This window comes from Qipengyuania sp. L-5Y (assembly GCF_056859455.1).
The window spans coordinates 59,775-79,293 of the sequence record NZ_JBSXOM010000030.1; the positions used below are offsets into that span (position 1 = coordinate 59,775).

Genomic DNA, 19,519 nt, shown 5'->3' on the forward strand with positions numbered 1-19,519 from the left:
CCGAGAATGGCTGCAGCGGCCATACCGAAGAGAGCCATCATCGGCGGTGCCGGAACATCGGTACCGCTCGTTGTTCCACTGGTCGTACCCGAACTGGTCGAGGTGCTGGTCGACGAGCTGCCCGACGTCGACGAACTGGTCGATGAACTGGTGCTGCTGCTCGTGCTACTGCTGGTCGACGAGCTCGTCGAACTGCTGCTGCTCGTGCTGCTGGTGATATTGCCTGAGGTCGACGTGCTGGTCGACACATCGCCGGAGGTCGAGCTGGTCGAGCTGACTTCGCCGGTGGACGTGGAGGACGACGTCGTGGTGCTTACTTCACCGCTGGAGGACGACGAAGAGCTGCCGCCACTCGAGGTCGAGCTCGAACTGCCCCCGGTAGAGGTGGATGTCCCGCCGCTCGAAGTCGAAGTCGAGCTTCCCGAGGTGGTCGAAGTGACGACGACGCTGCCGCCGCCGCTGGAGCCGCTGAAGAAGCCGCCGAAGAACCCGCCGCCAAAGCCGCCGCCGAAACCGCCACCACCATAGCCACCGCCCGGAATGGAGCGCGCGGAGCCGCCGCCGCCGATCGGTGCCGCTGCAGGCAACGGCGGTACCGGTACAGGTACCATCGCCTGACGATAGACGGGCGGACAGATGTTATTGGGATCGTAGGCCGCCTGCGGAGAATCTGCGGGCACGCATTCAGCCTGCCGCGGAGGAATGGTGCGAGCGCGCGGCACGGTCGGCCGGGGGACGGCGCGCGGCTTCTGCTTCACATATTTGGCCTGCTTGACCGACTTGGTCTTGTATTGCGGACTGTTGGAAATCGGCTTCTCGGCAACGTGGACCGCGCCGCCTGCAAGCAGGGCGCCGCCCGCTGCAGTGGCCGATAGTTTGGCAAGAGCTGACTTGACCGACATCGCTTCGAATTCCTTTTACGACCGGGCCAGGATGTTTGGGAAGCCCCCATCCCCGCCGCGATCCTATAGTGTTTTCGTGAATCCCCCCGGGTCTTCACGCATAATTATTGATCGCTATTGCGCCCAGAAAGTGAATTTTCTCGACAAATGCGAGGCTTGAAGACGACCCGTCCCGTTTCGGGACCGAATCCACCCCTTGGTTAAAACCGCCGATGCGCTCACTTGTCGAACATGTCGGACTGCGGTTTCGATGGTGCCGCGAGGCCCAGGTGCAACCATCCGCCATCGTTGAGGCAGCGCCCCCGCGCCGTGCGAGCAATGAGGCCGAGCTGGATGAGATAGGGTTCGATCACCTCCTCCACCGTATCGCGCGGTTCGGAGAGGCCCGCCGCCAGCGTCTCGACGCCGACCGGCCCGCCCTTGTAGGTCGTTGCGATCATGGTGAGATATCGCCGGTCCATCGCGTCGAGGCCGAGACTGTCTACCTCGAGCCTGGTCAGTGCCTCGTCGGCCACTCTGGTGGTTACGACCGGCTCTTTAAGAACTGATGCGAAGTCACGCACGCGTCGCATAAGGCGGCCTGCCACGCGCGGCGTGCCGCGCGATCGGCGGGCGATTTCACGGGCGCCGCCTTCGTCGATGGCCATGCCCAGCAATCCTGCCCCGCGGCTGACGACCTTGAGCAGTTCGTCTTCAGTATAAAAATTGAGCCTGACGGGAATGCCGAACCGGTCGCGCAAGGGAGTGGTCAGCAAGCCCTGACGCGTGGTCGCCCCCACGAGCGTGAACGGGGGCAAGTCGATCCGCACGCTGCGCGCGCTCGGCCCTTCGCCGATGATGATATCGAGCGCGCGGTCTTCCATCGCCGGATAGAGCACCTCCTCGACCACCGGATTGAGCCGGTGAATTTCGTCGATGAACAGTACATCGTTGGGTTCGAGATTGGTCAACAGAGCCGCAAGATCGCCGGCCTTGGCAATCACCGGGCCGCTGGTGGCGCGAAAGCCCACGCCGAGTTCCTTGGAGACGATCTGCGCCAGCGTGGTCTTGCCTAGTCCCGGCGGCCCAAAGAAGAGCACATGGTCCATCGCTTCGCCGCGCCCGCGAGCCGCCTCGATGAACACACGAAGGTTCTCGCGCGCCGCTTTCTGGCCGACGAACTCGCTGAGCGACTTGGGCCGCAGCGCCGCGTCCGGATCTTCCGGCTGCCGCTCGGGCGAATGCAGGGGGACGGGTTCAGTCAAAATGTTCGGTACCCTCGCTGGTGATCGCTACCCAGCCGTGCTTGCGTTCTTCGTAAACGGAATATTCCGGCGGCGGAAATGAAGGATCGGCAAAGCGCCCGATCGGAATCGCCATCATGTCGGTAAAGGGCTGCGCGATATACCAAAGTTCCGACCCGCAGACCGGGCAGAAATGATGTTCGCTAGTTCGGCCGCTTTCGGCTTTCCGGGTGAACATCCGAGCCTTGCCGGACGTCGTCACCCTGTCCGCCGGAAACCGGGCCTGAGCGGCAAAGGACGATCCGCTGCGCTTCTGGCAATCTAGGCAATGGCATACGGAAATGCGGAACGGCTCACCATCGCAGGCCGCGGTAAGCTGACCACACATGCAAGTGGCGGTGCGGACGCTCATCCGGCTGCCTTTTTCAAAGCGACGCGGATCAATTCGCCCTCGCCAGCGCCCTCGCCCAATTCGCCCTGAGCTGCGGCGACTGCACGGGCAGCTACAGCCGGTTTGAAGCCGAGGTTTTCAAGCGCGCTCACCGCGTCGGCGTTGGCGCCGCCAGCAGGGGTTGGTGCCAGGGCGGCGCTTCCCATGCCGCCGCCGGGCAAGGCCCCTGCCTTGTCCTTGAGTTCGTTCACGATGCGGCCCGCCAGCTTGGGCCCAACCCCCTGGGCCCTTGCGACCATGGCAGCATCGCCATTGGCGCAGGCCTGCTGCACCTCGCCCGTGGAGAGTGCGGAAAGGATCGCCAGTGCGACCTTGCTGCCGACCCCCTGCACCTGCGTGAGAAGGCGAAACCAGTCCCGCTCTGCCGCCTCGGCAAAGCCGAGCAAGCGCATGTCGTTTTCCGACACCTGAAGATCGGTATAGACCGTGCACGCTTCGCCCACATTGCCGAGTGCGTTCAGGGTCCTGGCCGAGCAATGTACAAGATAGCCGACGCCGGAGACGTCGATCACCGCCCAGTCGACACCGGTTTCGTCCAGCAGGCCCTTCAGCTTAGCAATCATGTTTTGTTCCTGCCGAATCGCCACCAATTTGGCTAGCCCTGCCGCGCATTTGTACGCGGCATAGTGTCTGGCGATTGTTCAGATCCCTGCACGTGGAGCCGAGACATGGACCACGTGTTACACTGTACAAGGCGAAAAAACTCCGCTGGCGTGAAAGCCCTTTCGCGCGATGATACCGAAGGACGAATGGTGCGACGAGGAAGGCATGGCGGCATCATGCCAGGTTGACGGGATGTAGGAAAATCTTCGCTGCTCCACCGCTCGACAGCGGCCACACTTGCGCTAAGACAACCGCATGAGCTGGAACACCTTCGGACGCGTGCTGCGCTTCACCACCTGGGGCGAAAGCCACGGCCCCGCCATCGGAGCGGTGGTCGACGGGTGCCCCCCCGGCATCGCGCTGGCTGAAAGCGACATCCAGCCCTTCCTCGATGCGCGCAAACCCGGGCAGAACAAGTTCACGACCCAGCGTCAGGAACCCGATGCGGTCCGGATCCTGTCGGGCGTCTTCGACGGCCAGACGACGGGCACGCCGATCAGCCTGATGATCGAGAACACCGATCAGCGGTCGAAAGACTATTCGGAGATCGCCAACACCTATCGCCCGGGCCATGCCGATTATGCCTATGACGCGAAATACGGCTTTCGCGACTATCGCGGCGGCGGACGCAGCAGCGCGCGCGAAACCGCAATGCGCGTGGCGGCGGGCGCGGTGGCCCGCAAGGTCATCGGCGAAGTTTCGATCATTGCCTATGTCGCGGAGATCGGCGGTGACGCGATCGATCCGGCCAATTTCGATGCGCAGGAAATCCAGCGCAATCCCTTCTGGTGCCCGGATGCGCACGCGGCCAAGCGCTGGGAAGCGCTGGTCGACAATGCGCGCAAGGCCGGGTCATCGCTTGGCGCGGTAGTGGAATGCGTGGCAACGGGTGTCCCGGCAGGATGGGGCGCGCCGATCTATGCCAAGCTCGATGCCGATCTTGCTGCTGGCATGATGAGCATCAACGCCGTCAAGGGCGTGGAGATCGGCGACGGCTTTGCCGCTGCACGCCTGACCGGCGAACAGAATGCCGACCCAATGCGGCCCGGTAACGACGGGCCGCGGTTTGAAGCCAATCACGCCGGCGGCATTGCAGGAGGCATCTCCACCGGACAGCCCGTGACCTGCCGCGTAGCGTTCAAGCCAACCAGTTCGATTTTGACGCCCGTCGAGAGCGTGACGCGCGAGGGCGAGGCGACCGAAGTGCGAACCAAGGGCCGGCACGATCCCTGTGTGGGCATTCGGGGTACTCCAGTGGTGGAAGCCATGATGGCGCTGGTACTGGCGGATCACAAAATCCTGCATCGCGCGCAATGCGGGTGACCAACGTCTAAGCCATGAAGCGAGAGAGACGGTAAAAAGCGCGATAAAAGACCGCAGAAACCGCACGGTTGATTGCGCTAGACGCAACTGAATATCGGAAAGCTTGCGCTTTATGAAAGTTCCATCGGATTGATCGATTATTCCGATGCTCGCAATCGCAACATATCGCTTTTGTGCATCGCAACACACCCTATCTGTGGTTCGAGAGTTTCAACCCGAACACACGGAGAATCAGATACTATGGGTATTATCGGAAGCCAGATTAAACCGTTCACCGCCACCGCGTTCAAGGCCGGCGAAGACTTTTACGACGTCACCGACGAAGACGTGAAGGGCAAGTGGGCGGTATTCTTCTTCTATCCTGCCGACTTCACCTTCGTCTGCCCGACCGAACTCGAAAATCTTGGCGAGCAGTACAGCATGCTCCAGAAGATGGACGTCGAGGTCTATGCCGTCTCGACCGACACGCATTTCAGCCACAAGGCATGGCACGATACGTCGGAAAAGATCGGCAAGCTCAACTTCCCGTTCCTGGGCGACCAGAACCACGTTCTTGCCCGCAACTTCGACGTGCTGCGTGAAGGCGTGGGGCTTGCCGACCGTGCGACCTTCGTGGTCGATCCCGATGGCGTGATCCAGATCATGGAGCAGACCTGCGAAGGCGTTGGCCGTAATGCCAACGAACTGGCCCGCAAGATCAAGGCTGCCCAGTACGTCCGCGCCAACCCTGGCCAGGTCTGCCCGGCAGCATGGGAAGAAGGCAGCGACACGCTTGCTCCTTCGCTCGACCTCGTCGGCAAGATCTAAGCGTTAATTCGCCAGACAGATCGGAAGGCCTAGCGGCCTTCCGTACAAAAACCCGAGCCTGACTCGGGTCGCTGGAAGGCCCGGGGCATCCCCCTCCCCCCCCGCCCCGGGCCTTTTCACTCTCCCCAATTTTCAAATCCATTGTCCATCCGACACCCGGAGTCCGCCCATGCTCGATGCAACGATGACCCAGCAGCTCAAGACCTATCTGGCCAATTTGCGCGAGCCGGTCGAACTGGTCGCCTCGCTCGGCGAAGACGCCAAGAGCGTTCAGACGCGCGAACTGCTCGAGGAAATTGCGCAACTGCACGACCTCGTCAGCGCCAGCTTCGACGGGACTGATGCACGCAAGCCCAGTTTCGTGATCCGCCGCGCGAGTGATGCGGAAAAATGGGTGCGCTTTGCCGGTCTGCCAATGGGCCATGAATTCACCAGCCTGGTGCTTGCGCTGCTGTGGGCCGGTGGACATCCGCCGAAAGTCGATGCCGATCTGCTCGAACAGGTCCGCGGGCTGGAAGGCGATTTCAATTTCGAGATGTATTTCTCGCTCAGCTGCCACAACTGCCCGGATGTGGTGCAGGCCCTGACGCTGATGGCGCTGGAAAATCCGCGCATAACAGCGACGCTGATCGAAGGCGGCACGTTTCAGGACGAGGTCGACGAGCGCGAGGTGATGGCCGTGCCCGCCACGTTCCTGAATGGCGAGCCGTTTTACAACGGCAAGATGGAACTGGCCGAGATCCTCGCCAAGATCGACACCGGAAGCGAAGAGAAAGCGGCAGAAAAGCTTTCGGCCAAGGAGCCCTTCGAAGTTCTCGTCGTCGGCGGCGGCCCTGCGGGCGCGGCGACGGCTATCTACACCGCGCGCAAGGGCTTCAGCACGGGTATCGCGGCGGAACGGTTCGGCGGGCAGCTGCACGACACGCTCGGCATCGAAAACCTTCCGGGCACTCCCTACACCGAAGGCCCGAAGCTTGCGGGCGAATTGAAGCGACATGTCGGCGAATACGACATCGATCTGATGGATCTCGCCAAGGCGGTGAAGCTCGTTCCTGCGAAGGAAGAAGGCGGGCTGCACACGGTCGAATTCGGCAATGGTGCCAGCCTCAAGGCCCGCAGCCTGATCCTCGCGACCGGTGCGCGCTGGCGCAATCTGGGCGTTCCGGGCGAAGCGGAATACCGCAACAAAGGGGTTGCCTATTGCCCTCACTGCGACGGTCCGCTGTTCAAGGGCAAGCGTATCGCGGTTGTCGGCGGCGGTAACTCCGGCGTTGAAGCGGCGATCGACCTGGCGAAGATCGTCGGCCACGTCACGCTGATCGAATATGACGAGAAGCTGCGTGCCGACGAAGTGCTGCAGAAAAAGCTTCGCAGCATGAGCAATGTCGATATCGTCACCAGCGGACAGACCACGGAAATCACTGGCAAGGACGGCAAGGTAAACGGCCTTGTCCTGAAGGACCGGAAGAGCGGCGAAGAACGCCGGGTCGAGCTGGAAGGCGTGTTCATCCAGATCGGACTGGTCCCGAACACCGAATGGCTGAAGGATTCCGGCCTCGAGCTGACCAAATTCGGCGAGATCGCAACGGACGAGGAAGGGCGCACCAGCCTGCCGGGCGTATTCGGCGCCGGCGATGTGACCGATGTGCCTTACAAGCAGATTGTCGTCGCCATGGGCGAAGGGTCGAAAGCGGGCCTGTCGGCGTTCGACTATCTCATCCGCACCGAACCGGTCGAGGATATCGCGCAAGCCGCGTGACCCGTCATCCAACGGCCATGAAAGCGTCGCCAATCCATGTGGATGGCGGCGCTTTTCGCATGTGGAGCACTACTGGCCGCTTCATCGCTTAAGGCTATCAATTCGACGCATTTAATCGATTGGACGCATTAGCACCGAGGGCGCATCCTTTCTCCACAATATCACCCTGAGTCTTGTAGAGTGGAGAGACGAACGATGGATGCGAAGACAGGCGAAATGAGCGGTTGCCCGATGCATGGCGACGGCGGGATGCGGGCGCTTCTGGGACGTACCAACAAGGATTGGTGGCCCGAGATGCTGGCAACCGAAATCCTCAACCCCAATGGTCCGTCGAACCCGATGGGCGACGACTTCGATTATGCCGAGGCCTTCAATGCGCTCGATTACAAGGCGCTGAAAGAGGATCTCCACGCGCTGATGACCGACAGCCAGCCATGGTGGCCGGCAGATTACGGCCATTACGGTCCGTTCTTCATTCGCATGGCATGGCATGCGGCAGGCACTTATCGCACCGCCGACGGCCGCGGCGGCGCCAATAGCGGGCAGCAGCGCTTCGCCCCGCTGGACAGCTGGCCGGATAACGGCAATCTCGACAAGGCGCGCCGCCTGTTGTGGCCGGTAAAGCAGAAGTACGGCCAGCACATCAGCTGGGCCGACCTGTTCATCCTGGCAGGCAATGTCGCGATCGAAAGCATGGGCGGACCGATCTTCGGCTTTGGCGGTGGCCGTGCCGACGTGTTCGAACCGGAACGCGACATCTACTGGGGAAGCGAAGACAAATGGGTCAACGAAGGCGTGCAGACACGCATTGCCCCTGAACACGGTTTCGAACAGATCGAAGGGCCGCTCGCCGCGATCCAGATGGGTCTCATCTACGTCAATCCCGAAGGCCCGGGCGGCAACCCGCATGACGATGAAGGCGCTGCGCGCGACCTTCGCGAAACCTTCAAACGCATGGCCATGAACGACGAGGAAATCGTCGCCCTGACCGCCGGAGGACACACATTCGGCAAGGCCCACGGCAATGGCGATGCATCGACGCTGGGCGCGGCACCTGCGGGCGGAGATCTTGCAGCGCAAGGCTTCGGCTGGGTTTCGGGCGAGGAGCACGGCGGCATCGGCGAGCATACCGTGACCAGCGGTATCGAGGGCGCCTGGACGAACACTCCCGACAGGTGGAGCGAGAATTACTTCCGCCTGCTGCTCGATTACGATTACGAGCTCGTGCAATCGCCTGCCGGCGCGAACCAGTGGCAGCCGATCGACCAGAAGGAAGAGGACATGGCCCCCGCGGCCTGGGATTCTTCCAAGAAGGTCCCCACCATGATGACCACTGCCGACATGCAGATGAAGCGCGATCCGGGCTTCCGCAAGATCAGCGAGAAGTTCCGCAACGATCACGAAGCATTCCGGGATGCCTTTGCCCGCGCGTGGTTCAAGCTGACCCACCGCGATATGGGCCCCAAGATCCGCTATCTCGGCCCGGAAGTGCCGCAGGAAGACCTGATCTGGCAGGATCCCGTGCCCGAGGGCACCATGCCATCGGACAGCCTCATCTCCGAAGTGAAGGCCAAGATCGCCGATAGCGGCCTGACCGTGAGCCAGTTGATCAAGACGGCCTGGGCGTCTGCAAGCACATACCGCAAGTCCGATCATCGCGGCGGCGCCAATGGCGCGCGGATTGCTCTCAGCCCGCAGAAGGACTGGGACGTGAACGAGCCTGCGAACCTGCAAAAGGTTCTCAGCACGCTCGATAGACTGCGCGGCGACATGAGCCTTGCCGATGCGATCGTTCTGGGCGGTGTGGTTGCGCTGGAAAAGGCTGGCGCCACGGATGTGCCTTTCACCGGCGGGCGCGGCGATGCAACGCAGGAACAGACCGACGTCGAAAGCTTCGACTGGATGGAGCCGGAAGCCGATGCCTTCCGCAATTACCGTCCGAAGAAGATGGGCGTGAAGACCGAGGAAATGATGCTCGATCGCGCCAGCCTGCTGGGTCTTTCAGTACCTGAAATGACGGTATTGATCGGCGGCCTTCGCGTACTTGGTGCCAACCACGGCGAACGCGGCCATGGGCACCTCACCGAACGTTCCGGTCAACTTACCAACGACTTCTTCGTCCATCTCTACGACATGACGAATGTCTGGAAATCGACTGACGACAGCGACGAGGAATATGTCGCAACCGACCGGGCTGAAGGCCGCGAAAAGTGGCACGCGACCCGTGCCGATCTGGTCTTCGGTTCGAACGCCGAACTCCGTGCGGTGGGCGAAGTATATGCCCAGAAAGGCGGCGAAGAGAAATTCGAGAAGGATTTCGTCAAAGCCTGGACCAAGGTGATGGACGCCGACCGTTTTGACATTTCCTACCGGAAATATCATAGTTAATTCCTAGACGGCCTGATTGGTCGACCACCGAGGAGCCCCCGACACCGCGTCGGGGGCTTTTCTGTTCCAGAACCTACCCGCAAGCCGATCCGACCCGGGTCAGCGTTCGCGTTTGAGGACGATATAAAGGGCGCCGTCACCGCCATGGCGCTGATGCGCGCGCCGGACTGCCGCGATCGCGGAATGGTGACTGGAGGCGGCCAGCCAGTCCAAGACCTTGGCACGAATTGCGCCGCGCTTCGCCCCTCTATCGGCAGCTTCGACAGGGCGCGGCTTGCCCGTCACCAGGAGAATGGTTCGTGCACCGATCGCGCGTGCCTGTGCGACGCCGCTCATCAGGCGGTCGTATGCTGCATCGAGATTGTGGCCATGAAGATCAAGCGTGACCTCCGGCTGCAACTGGCCTGCCTTGAGCCGGCGATCCCAATGCGAGTCCAGCCCTCGATCCTGCACGGGCACGGCCTTGGGAGGTGATGGCTTCGCGACACGCGTCACGCGCGCTGGCGCGGCGATTTTCGCTGGTGAAGAGCGGACCGGCGGGGTGGGCCGATGACCGGGTTTCGGCTGGATAGGCTTGAGCGGGTGCAAGCGCTTCACCGTTGCGGCGAGCTTGTCCCATGCCTCGACTTCATCGGCAGACAGGCCCCGCGGCGCGTTCACCTGCCCGTTTCATGACGCTGGACGGTGCCCTTGGGGACGAGAATGAGAGCCGACCCGCGCGAACTCATGCCTCCAGCGATCCGGCGTGCATCCTCACCATTGCCCCAGAAGGTGTCGAACCGATTGGCCCCCTTGATTGCCCCGCCAGTATCCTGCGCGATCCACAGGCCATCTGCCACATCATGTTCGAGATCCAGATAGACAGGCGCACCGTAGGGTACATAATTGGGATCGACCGCGACCGAGGATTCCCGGCGAACCGGTACACCGAGCGACCCGAGCGGACCGTCGGTGTCCAGGGGGCGGAAGAAAATCCAGCTCTTGTTGAGGCGCATCACTTCCTGTCCCTGGACGGGATTATCGCGAATATACGCCATGATGCCCTGCATCGAAGTGGCGTAGGGGGTGCCGGGACCGATCATTCCGCGTTCCCGCATGACGCTCCCGATCCCGACATATTCACGCCCGTTCTGCCCGGCATAACCGATCCGCATCAGCGAATTGTCTGGTAGCCGGAGCAAGCCGGACCCCTGAATCTGCAGGAAGAAGAATTCCACCGGATCCGCCGCCCAGGCGATCTCCAGTCCGCGATTGGCGAGCGCCCCCTGTTCGATCTCCGCCCGCTCGTAAAACATTACGAATTTGCCGCTCGCGTCACGGCGCCCGAGCGGAGGACGGCCCGTGCGTTCACTCTGGGCCATGTCGTCCGGCCAGTCGCGCACGAGTTCGGGAGGCATTGCATAAACGGGAACGTCGTAACCCGGTGCGCGCGTGCGGCTGCCACGGATTTCCGGCTCGAAGTAGCCAGTAGCGAAGGCCGCTCCATCGCCGACCCGCGCCGTTTCGAAATAGCTCGTGAAAAAGCGCCGCGCGTCTGAGACGGGCCAGGAAGTCACGGCCTGACATGCTGGGCGCCAATCATCGGTACGGGTCAGCCCGCTCTGATCTTCGCGCTTCAGGATGACAGGACAGGATTCGCGAAATGATGCAAGCGCCGTGGTGGCATCATTGGCGCCGATCCCGAGCGAGCCGATTTCCGGCCCACGCGAAAGCCGCGCCAACGAGGCGCTCGGCACGGTCGTGGTGGGGGGAGGAACGGGAACCGTGCTTTGTGGAGGGCGGGCATCGGGCACGACCCGGCCACATGCGGCAAGAGCGATCGTTGCCGCAACCACGAGCAGATAACGCATATTCCCTCCCGGAATGCGAAAGGCGTCAGCCTTCGTCGGTTTCGTCGAGTATCCAGTTGGGATCGGAAGAACCGACATTACGGGTGAATGTCCACACGTCGCGGCTTTCGATCGCATCGTCGAGCGATCCGGCAATGACATTGCCTTCCGCATCGCGAGTGACCGCTGCGATATCGGCAACGAATAGCACGGCGATGCGCGCGGTCCGTCCATCGAGTTCTGCCGAACGAACGGTCGCATCCTCGATCCGGATCAAACGGTTTTCAAGCGTTTCGCCCGCTTTGTCGCGTGCGTCGATCGCCCCTGCAAAGCTCTGATACACATCGTCATCGGCCAATTCGCGCAGCGTTTCCCGGTCGCCTTTCCAGAAAGCTTCGAGAACCATGGCATACGCGCCCTTGGCCCCTTCGAGGAAGCCAAGCAGATCGAAGCTCTGGTCCGCCGCAGCGATGGCGCGAATGCCGGTTTCGTTGGCGGGCGCGCGATCGTCACCCGAACGCAGGACCACCGGCTGCCGTACAGCCTGCGGTGCATTGTCCGACTGCGGCGGTGTCTCACTACGTTCGAAACGGCGCGGCACGATTTCTTCCTCGTGCTCCGAACGACGCCCGAGCACAGAATAGAGGCGCAGTCCCAGAAAGGCTGCGATCATGGCAAGGATGACGATCTCGGTGATCACTTAAATAACCTGCTTCCCGACTTGATTTGCAGAGGGGCAATCCGCCCCGACAGTCCAATCTGCGTCCTGCCCTAGATAGGGAAGAATTACAAACCGACAATGTTCCTGCGATGAACGATGTCGATGACGGGGGCGGGATGCACGGCGCATTGATACGCGTGCCCGACAGTGCTAGGCGCGCGCCGCACTGGTCCCGCGCTTCATCAATAACGCGCAGGTCCATCGAATTCGGAAATTTGGAAAGCGACTGCACATGGCCGACGAAGGCGACGTTCTCACCGACATCAACCCCGATCCCGCAGCCGGAGCCAATGGCGCCGACAATCTGCCGAGCGCCGGTGTGATTTCGCAGTACATCAAGGATCTCTCGGTCGAGAATCCCAACGCACCGCAGTGCTTCCAGTGGAACGAGCAGCCGCAGCTCGACGTGCAGGTCAATATCGCTTCCGAGAAGGTGTCGGACGAAGTGCATGAAGTGACCCTGAAGGTCACCTGCGCCGCCAAGACCAGCCAGGGCAGCCTTTATCTCATCGATCTGGACTATTGCGGCCTGATGGGCATGCGCAACCTGCCCGACGAGCACGCACACGCGTTTCTGTTCGCCGAAGCGCCGCGCATTCTATTCCCCTTCGCGCGCCGCGTAATCGCCGATGCCAGCCGCGATGCAGGCTTCCCTCCGCTGATGCTCGACCCGATGGATTTCGGCGCTCTCTACCAGCAACAGCTGGCGGCCCGCGCTCAGGAACGGCAGCAAGGCGAGGGTTCGCCCCCCGCTGGCGAAGCCTGAGTTAACGACATGCAGCAAAGGCTCTGACAGATGAGCCTGGTCAAGAATGTCGGCACCATCGGCGGACTGACTGCAGTCAGCCGCGTGTTCGGCTTCGTTCGCGACATGCTGCTGGCCCGCGTCCTCGGCGCGGGTCTGGCGGCCGACGCCTGGCAATTGGCCTTTACCCTGCCGAACACGTTTCGCCGCCTGTTCGCAGAAGGCGCATTCAGCGTTGCCTTCGTGCCGATGTACACGCGGAGGCTGCATGCCGAGGAAGATGGCGGCGACGAAGCCGCCGACCGGTTTGCCAGCGATGTACTCTCGGTATTCGTATGGGTCCTGCTGGGTTTTTCGGCGCTGTGCATGATCGCCATGCCAGGGATCGTCTGGCTCCTAGCGCGCGAGTACCAGGATGTCCCGGGCAAGTTCGAATTGTCGGTCATGCTCAGCCGGGTGACTTTCCCCTATCTCGCACTGGTAAGCCTGGTGGCCATGCTGTCGGGCGTGCTCAACGCCCGCTCGAAGTTTGCTCCAGGCGCAGTGGTGCCGGTGCTGCTCAACATCGTAATGATCGGCGGCATCCTGACCGGATGGTATTTGCGCGGAAATAGCGCAGACGACCTGCCCGTGGCCTGGGCGCTGGCGATATCGCTGGCGCTCGCTGGCGTGGCTCAATTGATCTACATGTGGTGGGCAACCCGGCGCTCCGGCGTGAAGCTGCAGATCAAGATGCCGAAGATCACGCCCGACGTAAAACGCTTGATGATGCTGATGCTACCGGCAACCTTCGGAGCCGGAATTTACCAGATCAGCCAGCTGGTCGACACCTTCTTTGCCACCAGTCTGCCGCAAGGATCGCTCACGCTGTTGAAGCTGGCCGACCGCCTGAACCAGATGCCGCTCGGCATCTTCGGGATTGCACTGGGCACCGCGATCCTGCCCATGCTGGCGCGCCATATCCAGTCGGACAACCACCGCGAAGCGCAGCGCCTGCAGGGCAATGCGGTCGAGATAGCCATGCTGCTTTGCCTGCCGTGTGCCGTGGCACTTTCGATCTGCGCAGAAGCATTCACCGCCGGTATATTCCAAGGTGGACGCATGGCGCCCGAAGACACCGCGATCATGGGCAATATCGTAATTGCGCTGGTTTGCGGCCTGCCCGCCTATGTGCTTGTGAAAGTGTTCCAGCCGGCATTTTTCAGCCGTGAAGATACTCGCACTCCGGTGTTCGTTGCGGCCGGTGCACTGGCGATCAACATCGCGCTGAATTTCTATGTCGTGCCTCGTTATGGCATCGTGGGCCTGGCGGCAGCGACAGCGATCACCGCGACGCTCAATGTGCTGACGCTTTACGCCATTCTCCAAATCCGCGGCTGGTTTCATGTGACCGGCAAGCTGGCCGGAAGGATCGTGCGCCAGATAATCGCAACGGCAGTGATGGGCGCTCTGCTGTGGTGGATGACACCGGCGTTGGAATCATACTGGCGGGGCGGCGCATTCGACCGTATCTGGTCGCTTGCAGCGCTCGTTATTGCCGGTGCGGCCGTATTCTTCGCCACGGCCTATGTGGTTGGCGCCCTCGACAAGGACCTTATTGCGCAGCTACGGCGCAAACGCGCGGTGCCGGCGAGCGACGGACCGCCAAATCTTTCGGAATAAGTGAGTAAACATGCGCGTAGTGTCCGGCATTCAGCCCACCGGCAATCTTCACCTCGGTAATTATCTCGGTGCGATCCGAAACTGGGTGCGCATGCAGGATGAGATGGCCGAGGGGCAGGAATGCCTGTTCTTCCTTGCCGATCTCCATGCGATTTCCATGCCGCACGATCCGGCCGAACTAAAGCGGGCGACGCTGGAAATGACCGCGGCGCTGGTGGCCTGCGGAATAGATGCGCAGAAAAGCGTGCTGTTCAATCAGGCACAGGTTCCCCACCACGCAGAGCTGCAATGGCTGCTGAACGGCACGGCGCGGATGGGCTGGCTGAACCGCATGACGCAGTTCAAGGACAAGAGCGGCAAAAACCGCGAGGGCGCCAGCGTGGGCCTGTTTACCTACCCGGTTCTTCAGGCTGCCGACGTGCTGCTGTATCAGACCACGCATGTGCCAGTGGGTGAAGACCAGAAGCAGCATTTAGAGCTTGCCCGCGATATCGCTCAGAAGTTCAACAACGACTTCGCATCCGATGACGCTCCCGTCTTCACCCTGCCCGAACCGATCAGCCCGCCGCAGGCGGCGCGCATCATGAGCCTGCGCGACGGATCGAAGAAAATGAGCAAATCGGATCCGTCCGAAATGAGCCGCATCGAACTGGTAGATGATGCCGACACGGTAATGAAGAAGGTCAAGAAGGCGAAGACCGACCCCGAACCTCTCCCCAGCGAGAGTGCCGGACTTGTAGGCCGACCCGAAGCCCTGAACCTCGTCACCATCTACGCCGCCGTTTCCGATATCACCGTAGATGACGTGCTGCGCGAATATGGCGGCGAAGGGTTCGGCAAATTCAAGCCGGCATTGGCCGAATTGCTCGCCGAAACGCTTCGACCGATATCGTCGCGTTTCAATGAATTGCTGACCGATCGCGAAGCACTCGACGCAATCCTTGCCCGCGGTGCTTCGCGGGCGCGCGAACTCGGCCGACCTACTCTCGACGCCACCTACGCGGCGCTCGGGTTTGTCAGATAACCCTTTCCGAACTTGCAACAAATGTGAATCTAGATATTCAATCCGGGTTCATCCCCGTTCGTCTAAAAAAGCGCACAGTAACTGGCAGTATGCCTCAGGGGGGCGGTAGGCTGCATGATTCGGTGTAAGCATGATATGCACGCCGATGTTCGAAAAAGGACTGAGCATGACCGACCGCAAAAAAGGTTGGGGGCGCAAACTTAAGCTCGCCTCCGTACCGATAGTACTAGCTAGCCTCGCTGCCTGCGCGACACCTTTCAACGCTGATGTGTCGCGTTTCCAGACGCAGCTTCCGGCCCCGCAGGGCGAAAGCTATTTCGTCGTCGCAGACGATCCGGCCCTGGCTGGTGGGCTCGAATTCGCGCAATATGCCGATCTCGTGGAAGCACAAATGTCGCGCGTCGGCTATGCGCAGGCTGCCTCGGCTGAAAACGCATCGCTGCTGGTCCGTTTCGATTACGGCGTCAGCACTGGGCGCGAACGGGTACGGACCACCGGTTTCCGCGATCCTTTCTACGATCCGTGGTTCGGATCGCGCTGGGGACGGTCGCGCTTCGGCTATGGACGCCCTTTCTACGGGAGTCGCTGGGGCTTCGGTTTCTACGATCCCTGGTTCGGCGGTCCGGACGTTCGCAGCTACACGGTGTATACCAGTGGGATCGACATGAAAATCGATCGCGCGGCAACCGGAGAGCGACTGTTCGAAGGCAAGGCACAGGCCATTTCCACCTCGAACCGTCTGCAATATCTGGTGCCCAATCTCGTCGAGGCGATGTTTACCGATTTCCCTGGTAATTCGGGTGAAACGCTTCGCATTTCGATCGCACCGGAAAAAACCACGGTACGCCGCGTCGATTAATCGCGCGCTTCCGAGCGGTATGATGTTTAAGGGCGGCTCCGGATCGGGCCGCCCTTTTTCTTGTTCGGCCAAATCCAAGCCAGATTAAGACCAGTCCCTGCTGATGGGCTGACTTTGCATCGCGCCCTTAGCTGTCCTTGCCGGAGACGCCGGTAGAGCCGAAACCGCCCTTGCCGCGTCCGGTATCCGCTGAAAACTCGGAGACGACATCGAATGCCGGTCGCAGGATCGGCACGAAGACCAGCTGCGCGATCCGGTCTCCCGGGTTGATCGTCAAGCTGTCACTTCCCGGCGGGTTTCGGAGCCACGCGCTGATGAAAATTTCGTTTGTATAATCGGCATCGATCGTGCCCACCGATTGCCCGAGGATCAGGCCTTTCTTATGGCCCAGCCCCGATCGAGCGAGCAAAAATCCGACCATGTGAGGGTCGTTCATCAACAGCGCGATACCGGATCGCACCAGAACGGCCGGCGCCTGCGGCTCAAGAACCAGTGGTTCGTCCAAGCAAGCATAGAGATCGATGCCAGCGGACAATTCCGTCTGATAACGGGGCAGCCCCCAGTCATGCAGTCGCTCATCGAGTATTTTAAGTTCGATTTTATTTGTGGGCAAACGATGGGTCCTTCTTGGTTAAGACGTAATAATTGAAAATGTGGCTGGTGGAAATCAGATGACTGCTCAACCGTCAGACCTAGCGCTAGCGCAAACGTTACGAGCTCGTAAAAACATTTACACGGTGCGCCCAAAAATTATTAAACATGTTCTTGTAAGCCCTTCGATGGTTGCTAATTGGCTCGAAAGCAATCAACCCCGCAAGCTTATCCAGACGATCGGTCAGCTGTTCTCGCCGATTGTCACTGCGACCGTGGTCGCGAATAACGTGAATAATTAAGGGATAATTAGGGACCAAAGGGAGGCTTGCGCATCGAATTCGCCGAACATGCATTGGTGGCGCTCGCGATACAAATCATCGTCGGGCTCTGGACCCGGAACTGGTGGGCGGGAGCGTTGCTCGCTTGTGGATATTTCATTGGGCGGGAATTGGCGCAGGCGGAATATCGGTGGATCGAGCAATTCGGACATGGCCTCCGAGCCAACGCTCCTTGGTGGGCAGCTTTCGATCTCAAGGTTTGGACTAAAGCCGACCAGTTCGCCGATATTATAGGCCCAATTATTGCAACGTCTGCGCTGACCTGGGTGATGCTAAGGCGTAAAAGACGCCCGCGAACCTAGTCGGTTCATTTAGTCGGTAGGACTATCGTCCATTGGTCTACGCCTGCCCACATCCTGCCACGGCTGTCCGATGGTCTTTTCGAAGCGGTCGCGGAAGGACCAGAGCCAACCTACGCGCTTCTCGGCGATTCCGGGAATGCTCAGGGGATCCCCGCCCAGCCAAGGCAAGAACGGATTGCGTCGCGCATAAGACCAAATCTCGACCCGCTCCCCTGTCTTCTCTGCTGCGCCGCGAGCGTGGAAACCGCCGGTATCTGCTACGACGAGCGTGTTCTCCGGCAGTGCCAGAGCCTCTGCCGGGGGCAATCCCATTTGCGACAGGCCCGACGCATCGACGCGTGGCGAACCGCGGGCAGACAAGCGATCAATTGACCGAGGATCAACGAGGCTCCTTTCGTGCTCCCACTCCATGCGTTTCGGCGTAAAGCGGTGCGAACCACGGACATAGGTAAAGGGTCCGTCTTCTTTCGCGACCGGATTGAGGAACAGCCATGCCTTCATGGACGCGTGAAAGCTGTCGGCATGGAGGACCTGCTGCGGATCGGTGCCCCCGCCGACTAGGTTGGAAACGATCGTCTGAACGTAATGGAGCGGCGTAATGCGAAAGCTCGCCACGTAGTGGAAGAGGGCGTTGATATCTTTTCGTGCCAAGAACCGCCTTAGGTCCGGAGCCGCCTGGAGCATTTCGGTATCGATTGCGATGCGACGCGTGATGGCATCGCCCTGGCGCATCTCCCGGGCGGGCCATTCGGAGTGCAGGATGGCCTCGCGGAGCTTTCTGAATTCCGCCGCTGGAACCACGTTTTCGATTACGACGAACCCGTCACGATCGAATGCTTCGCGCCAGTCGGCACGCACATGTTTTGCAAGACGGCGCCTGCGCCACCCGCACATCGTATCCGCAATGCGTACGCGAGCGCGGTGAAGGCCCAACTGATTGAGGCGCTGCGACCCGATCAGGGGATGGTCGAGAAAGCTCTTCGCCGAGGTCCCCAATTGAAGAACGTGGATCGGCGCCAGCGCGATGGCCTTGGCTTTGTTGATCAAACTCATGCGGGGAAAGCCCTTACACCTCGGCCCGCAGCGCATCTTTGGCGATCTCGTCGATGGCCATGAGTTGGGACACGAGGGATTCGAACCTCTCAAGCGGCAGCGCATTCGGGCCGTCCGAGAGCGCCGAAGCCGGATCAGGGTGCGTCTCCATGAATACACCGGAGACGCCGGCCGCAACGGCAGCGCGGGCCAGGAGGGGCACATACTGGCTTTGCCCCCCCGAGCGAGAACCCAGCCCACCGGGCTGTTGAACCGAATGGGTCGCATCGAATATCACCGGGCAGCCTGTTTCCGCCATGATCGAGAGGCCGCGCATGTCAGATACAAGCGTGTTGTATCCGAACGACGTGCCTCTGTCGCAAAGCATGAAATTGTCGGTTTCCTTCCCCGCTGCAGCCGCCGCCTTGCGGGCTTTTGTTACGACATTCTGCATGTCGCCTGGCGCCATGAACTGTGCCTTCTTGATGTTGACCGGCTTTCCGCTGGCGGCAACGGCGCCGATGAAGTCGGTCTGTCTAGCGAGAAAGGCAGGAGTCTGGAGAACATCAACGACTTCGGCCACGGGTTCGGCCTGATTCGCTTCATGTACATCGGTGAGGACCGGCAGCCCGGTTTCGGCACGAACTTTTTCGAGAATGCGAAGCCCCTCGTCCAAGCCAGGCCCGCGAAACGAGGCGCCCGACGTACGGTTGGCCTTGTCGAAGGAACTTTTAAAAATCAGCTGCACATCAAGGCGCCGGGCAATGGCGGACAAGGTATCCGCGACATGAAGAGAATGTTGTTCGCTTTCGATCACGCACGGCCCGGCAATCACGAATAGCGGGGTTTCTGCCGTTATCTTGCGACCACACAGTATCATTTGTTCAAATCCATTCTCATCGACCGCTCTTTGAGGTGTTTTTACAACGCCCTACCGTAAATCTTGTAGAGTCCGCC

General features: G+C 60.9%; 19 protein-coding genes. 10 read left to right on the forward strand and 9 right to left on the reverse strand.

What is annotated here, in order from left to right; all coding sequences use genetic code 11:
* The first annotated feature begins 6 nt into the window (after positions 1 to 6).
* Entirely contained in the window at positions 7 to 528 is a 522-nt protein-coding gene (locus AC13F2_RS10345) for a hypothetical protein (protein WP_482964557.1), read from the forward strand.
* Between the two features lie 592 nt (positions 529 to 1,120).
* On the opposite strand, the gene ruvB is transcribed toward AC13F2_RS10345, so the two are convergent.
* From ruvB to ruvA, 3 genes are read right to left on the reverse strand one after another with little or no spacing between them, the layout of a single operon-like run.
* Positions 1,121 to 2,146, reverse strand: coding sequence for a Holliday junction branch migration DNA helicase RuvB (ruvB, locus tag AC13F2_RS10350; protein ID WP_196847713.1), 1,026 nt, complete (start codon positions 2,144 to 2,146; stop codon positions 1,121 to 1,123).
* Entirely contained in the window at positions 2,139 to 2,537 is a 399-nt protein-coding gene (locus AC13F2_RS10355) for a GFA family protein (RefSeq protein ID WP_482964558.1), read from the reverse strand. The genes ruvB and AC13F2_RS10355 overlap by 8 nt, the downstream gene beginning before the upstream one ends.
* On the reverse strand, positions 2,534 to 3,139 hold the full coding sequence (gene ruvA, locus AC13F2_RS10360) for a Holliday junction branch migration protein RuvA (protein WP_482964559.1): 606 nt from the start codon (positions 3,137 to 3,139) through the stop codon (positions 2,534 to 2,536). The genes AC13F2_RS10355 and ruvA overlap by 4 nt, the downstream gene beginning before the upstream one ends.
* A 295-nt stretch (positions 3,140 to 3,434) precedes the next feature.
* On the opposite strand from ruvA, the gene aroC reads away from it, so the two are divergent.
* The 4 genes from aroC (at position 3,435) to katG (ending at position 9,456) form a co-directional block, all read left to right on the forward strand.
* Complete coding sequence (aroC, locus tag AC13F2_RS10365) at positions 3,435 to 4,502, forward strand: chorismate synthase (protein WP_482964560.1); 1,068 nt, start codon at positions 3,435 to 3,437, stop codon at positions 4,500 to 4,502.
* 240 nt (positions 4,503 to 4,742) lie between these two features.
* Positions 4,743 to 5,309 (forward strand): alkyl hydroperoxide reductase subunit C, encoded by a 567-nt coding sequence (ahpC, locus tag AC13F2_RS10370; RefSeq protein ID WP_103024527.1) that lies wholly within the window; start codon positions 4,743 to 4,745, stop codon positions 5,307 to 5,309.
* 169 nt (positions 5,310 to 5,478) lie between these two features.
* Positions 5,479 to 7,068: an alkyl hydroperoxide reductase subunit F gene (ahpF, locus tag AC13F2_RS10375; RefSeq protein ID WP_482964561.1), complete on the forward strand. Its 1,590-nt coding sequence runs from the start codon at positions 5,479 to 5,481 to the stop codon at positions 7,066 to 7,068.
* A 195-nt stretch (positions 7,069 to 7,263) separates the two neighbouring features.
* Positions 7,264 to 9,456 carry a catalase/peroxidase HPI gene (katG, locus tag AC13F2_RS10380; RefSeq protein WP_482964562.1) on the forward strand — a complete coding sequence of 731 codons (2,193 nt, stop codon included), beginning with the start codon at positions 7,264 to 7,266 and terminating at the stop codon, positions 9,454 to 9,456.
* A gap of 99 nt (positions 9,457 to 9,555) precedes the next feature.
* On the opposite strand, the gene AC13F2_RS10385 is transcribed toward katG, so the two are convergent.
* From AC13F2_RS10385 to AC13F2_RS10395, 3 genes are read right to left on the reverse strand one after another with little or no spacing between them, the layout of a single operon-like run.
* Positions 9,556 to 10,116, reverse strand: a complete 561-nt coding sequence (locus AC13F2_RS10385) for a Smr/MutS family protein (protein WP_482964563.1) — start codon at positions 10,114 to 10,116, stop codon at positions 9,556 to 9,558.
* Positions 10,113 to 11,306 (reverse strand): murein transglycosylase A, encoded by a 1,194-nt coding sequence (gene mltA, locus AC13F2_RS10390; RefSeq protein WP_482964564.1) that lies wholly within the window; start codon positions 11,304 to 11,306, stop codon positions 10,113 to 10,115. Before mltA ends, AC13F2_RS10385 begins: the two co-directional genes overlap by 4 nt.
* A 25-nt stretch (positions 11,307 to 11,331) precedes the next feature.
* Positions 11,332 to 11,985: a Tim44/TimA family putative adaptor protein gene (locus AC13F2_RS10395; protein ID WP_482964565.1), complete on the reverse strand. Its 654-nt coding sequence runs from the start codon at positions 11,983 to 11,985 to the stop codon at positions 11,332 to 11,334.
* Between the two features lie 253 nt (positions 11,986 to 12,238).
* Between AC13F2_RS10395 and secB the strand changes: the two genes are divergently transcribed.
* From secB to AC13F2_RS10415, 4 genes are all read left to right on the forward strand, one after another.
* Positions 12,239 to 12,772 (forward strand): protein-export chaperone SecB, encoded by a 534-nt coding sequence (secB, locus tag AC13F2_RS10400; protein WP_103024521.1) that lies wholly within the window; start codon positions 12,239 to 12,241, stop codon positions 12,770 to 12,772.
* A gap of 30 nt (positions 12,773 to 12,802) precedes the next feature.
* Complete coding sequence (gene murJ, locus AC13F2_RS10405) at positions 12,803 to 14,413, forward strand: murein biosynthesis integral membrane protein MurJ (protein WP_482964566.1); 1,611 nt, start codon at positions 12,803 to 12,805, stop codon at positions 14,411 to 14,413.
* A 10-nt stretch (positions 14,414 to 14,423) separates the two neighbouring features.
* Positions 14,424 to 15,437 (forward strand): tryptophan--tRNA ligase, encoded by a 1,014-nt coding sequence (trpS, locus tag AC13F2_RS10410; RefSeq protein ID WP_482964567.1) that lies wholly within the window; start codon positions 14,424 to 14,426, stop codon positions 15,435 to 15,437.
* Positions 15,438 to 15,603: 166 nt separating this feature from the next.
* Positions 15,604 to 16,296, forward strand: coding sequence for a DUF4136 domain-containing protein (locus AC13F2_RS10415; RefSeq protein ID WP_482964568.1), 693 nt, complete (start codon positions 15,604 to 15,606; stop codon positions 16,294 to 16,296).
* Between the two features lie 127 nt (positions 16,297 to 16,423).
* Here AC13F2_RS10415 and dut read toward each other — a convergent pair whose 3' ends face one another.
* Positions 16,424 to 16,909 carry a dUTP diphosphatase gene (dut, locus tag AC13F2_RS10420; protein WP_482964569.1) on the reverse strand — a complete coding sequence of 162 codons (486 nt, stop codon included), beginning with the start codon at positions 16,907 to 16,909 and terminating at the stop codon, positions 16,424 to 16,426.
* A gap of 306 nt (positions 16,910 to 17,215) precedes the next feature.
* On the opposite strand from dut, the gene AC13F2_RS10425 reads away from it, so the two are divergent.
* A complete protein-coding gene (locus AC13F2_RS10425; protein WP_482964570.1) occupies positions 17,216 to 17,530 on the forward strand; it encodes a hypothetical protein in 315 nt (104 codons plus the stop codon).
* A 9-nt stretch (positions 17,531 to 17,539) separates the two neighbouring features.
* Here AC13F2_RS10425 and AC13F2_RS10430 read toward each other — a convergent pair whose 3' ends face one another.
* Entirely contained in the window at positions 17,540 to 18,583 is a 1,044-nt protein-coding gene (locus AC13F2_RS10430) for a phytanoyl-CoA dioxygenase family protein (RefSeq protein WP_482964571.1), read from the reverse strand.
* Positions 18,584 to 18,596: 13 nt separating this feature from the next.
* Positions 18,597 to 19,442: a 3-deoxy-8-phosphooctulonate synthase gene (kdsA, locus tag AC13F2_RS10435; RefSeq protein WP_482964572.1), complete on the reverse strand. Its 846-nt coding sequence runs from the start codon at positions 19,440 to 19,442 to the stop codon at positions 18,597 to 18,599.
* Positions 19,443 to 19,519 lie beyond the last annotated feature (77 nt).

Coding starts and splice junctions, on each gene's coding strand:
- AC13F2_RS10345 (WP_482964557.1), top strand. CDS start 7: ATGGCTGCAGCGGCCATACCGAAGAGAGCCATCATCGGCGGTGCCGGA.
- mltA (WP_482964564.1), bottom strand. CDS start 11,306: ATGCGTTATCTGCTCGTGGTTGCGGCAACGATCGCTCTTGCCGCATGT.
- katG (WP_482964562.1), top strand. CDS start 7,264: ATGGATGCGAAGACAGGCGAAATGAGCGGTTGCCCGATGCATGGCGAC.
- secB (WP_103024521.1), top strand. CDS start 12,239: ATGGCCGACGAAGGCGACGTTCTCACCGACATCAACCCCGATCCCGCA.
- trpS (WP_482964567.1), top strand. CDS start 14,424: ATGCGCGTAGTGTCCGGCATTCAGCCCACCGGCAATCTTCACCTCGGT.
- AC13F2_RS10415 (WP_482964568.1), top strand. CDS start 15,604: ATGACCGACCGCAAAAAAGGTTGGGGGCGCAAACTTAAGCTCGCCTCC.
- ahpC (WP_103024527.1), top strand. CDS start 4,743: ATGGGTATTATCGGAAGCCAGATTAAACCGTTCACCGCCACCGCGTTC.
- ruvA (WP_482964559.1), bottom strand. CDS start 3,139: ATGATTGCTAAGCTGAAGGGCCTGCTGGACGAAACCGGTGTCGACTGG.
- aroC (WP_482964560.1), top strand. CDS start 3,435: ATGAGCTGGAACACCTTCGGACGCGTGCTGCGCTTCACCACCTGGGGC.
- AC13F2_RS10430 (WP_482964571.1), bottom strand. CDS start 18,583: ATGAGTTTGATCAACAAAGCCAAGGCCATCGCGCTGGCGCCGATCCAC.
- kdsA (WP_482964572.1), bottom strand. CDS start 19,442: ATGATACTGTGTGGTCGCAAGATAACGGCAGAAACCCCGCTATTCGTG.
- murJ (WP_482964566.1), top strand. CDS start 12,803: ATGAGCCTGGTCAAGAATGTCGGCACCATCGGCGGACTGACTGCAGTC.
- AC13F2_RS10355 (WP_482964558.1), bottom strand. CDS start 2,537: ATGAGCGTCCGCACCGCCACTTGCATGTGTGGTCAGCTTACCGCGGCC.
- ahpF (WP_482964561.1), top strand. CDS start 5,479: ATGCTCGATGCAACGATGACCCAGCAGCTCAAGACCTATCTGGCCAAT.